We start from the raw sequence: 1539 nt of genomic DNA, 5'->3' as shown, positions 1-1539 counted from the left end.
TAGAACGATTTAAAAAATATATTGCTATATTTTTGTATTTTACTTAATATTTATAATTATGGTTGCGAGAGGCGGATTTGAACCACCGACCTTCGGGTTATGAGCCCGACGAGCTACCAAACTGCTCTATCTCGCGTTATTTAAAATGTTTTCTTTTCGCTTTACTCTGCGTCAGAAGCTCATTCGCATACCTCGGTATGGCTCAATCGCGTCTTCCTTGATTAAAACAAAAATAAATCATTTTAAAACATATTTCTATGTTTTATATGGATGGGGTAAAGGGATTCGAACCCCTGAATACCAGTACCAAAAACTAGTGCCTTACCGCTTGGCCATACCCCAATCACTGTTACACAATGTTTGTGTGGACGGCATTATAGAGAAACTAGAAGAGAATGTCAAGGGTTTTTGTAAAAAAAATAGTATAATATCGTCTATTTAGAACAAAAGGGAATAAATTATGCTAGAAATTGCGTTAAAACGAGTAGAAATTGCTATTAATGAGATAAAACAGGGTCGCATGGTCATTATGATGGATGATGAAGATAGAGAGAATGAAGGGGACTTAGTCTATGCCGCTTCGTTTTCAACACCAGAGATGGTTAACTTCATGGCAAAAGAGGCTAGAGGGCTTATCTGTACCTCTGTGAGTAAGGCGATTGCAAAAAAACTTAATTTGATTCCTATGGTTAGTAATAATGTATCTAATCATGAGACTGCCTTTACCGTATCTATTGATTCAACTACAGCAGGGACAGGGATTTCAGCAATAGAGAGAGATGATTGTATCTCAAAGTTGGCAAATCCTCAAACAAAGAGTGATGATTTTGTTCGCCCAGGGCATATCTTTCCACTGATAGCAAAAGATGGTGGTGTGCTAGTACGAACAGGACATACAGAGGGGTCGGCTGATATATGTAAACTAGCAGGGTTGGCTCCTGTTGGGGTGATTTGTGAGATTATCAAAGATGATGGGACTATGGCTAGACATGATGACCTTGAAATTTTTGCTAAGAAACATGATATGAAGATAGTATATATCTCTGATTTGGTAGAGTATCGTTTGGCTAACGAGCAACTTGTCTCTCGTATTTCTGAAGAGAAAATAGATTTTATGGGTCTAAAAGCACTCAAGATAAAATATGAAGACCACCTTGGACGAACTCATAGAGTGGTGCAGATAGGAGAGACCAAAGAGTGTGCCAATGTCAAGTTTCACAATATTGGTACAGATGCACAGCTAATCCTTAACCAAGACCGTTTTGATTCACTTATCAACTCTATTAATTATATCAAAAAAAATGGTGGTGTTATCATCATGCTAGATACAAAAGTCATCTCGAAAGAACAGGCAAAAGAGTATGGTGTAGGTGCGCAAATTCTTAAAGACCTAGGGATTAAGGATATTCAGCTTTTGACTAGCAATGTTGAGACTGAGTTTGTGGGTCTTGCAGGGTTTGGATTGAATGTTGTGGAGAAGATTGGAGTTTTATAAATTTTATCCTTTGGTTACAATTAGGAGTAATATACTCCTAATTA

At 37.4% G+C, this 1539-nt stretch carries 1 protein-coding gene and 2 tRNA genes; 1 reads left to right on the top strand and 2 read right to left on the bottom strand.

All coding sequences use genetic code 11. The features are described 5' to 3' along the window. Nucleotides 1–59: 59 nt before the first annotated feature. Nucleotides 60–136: transfer RNA gene (locus GSY74_RS00740), tRNA-Met, on the bottom strand. 131 nt (nucleotides 137–267) lie between these two features. Then, nucleotides 268–342, bottom strand: a tRNA-Gln gene (locus tag GSY74_RS00735). A gap of 118 nt (nucleotides 343–460) precedes the next feature. Here GSY74_RS00735 and GSY74_RS00730 point away from each other — a divergent pair. Then, a complete protein-coding gene (locus GSY74_RS00730; RefSeq protein WP_164663188.1) occupies nucleotides 461–1495 on the top strand; it encodes a bifunctional 3,4-dihydroxy-2-butanone 4-phosphate synthase/GTP cyclohydrolase II in 1035 nt (344 codons plus the stop codon). Nucleotides 1496–1539 lie beyond the last annotated feature (44 nt).

Origin of the sequence: Sulfurovum sp. bin170, from assembly GCF_010892395.1 — a bacterium.
In the GTDB taxonomy this organism is placed as follows: Bacteria; Campylobacterota; Campylobacteria; order Campylobacterales; family Sulfurovaceae; genus UBA1140.
The sequence above is the reverse complement of the archived record's forward strand: the minus strand, read 5'-3'. Positions and strand labels throughout refer to the sequence as shown.

What these genes read in the sequence shown, in the direction of transcription:
- GSY74_RS00730 (WP_164663188.1), top strand. Translation starts at nt 461, where the DNA reads ATGCTAGAAATTGCGTTAAAACGAGTAGAAATTGCTATTAATGAGATA.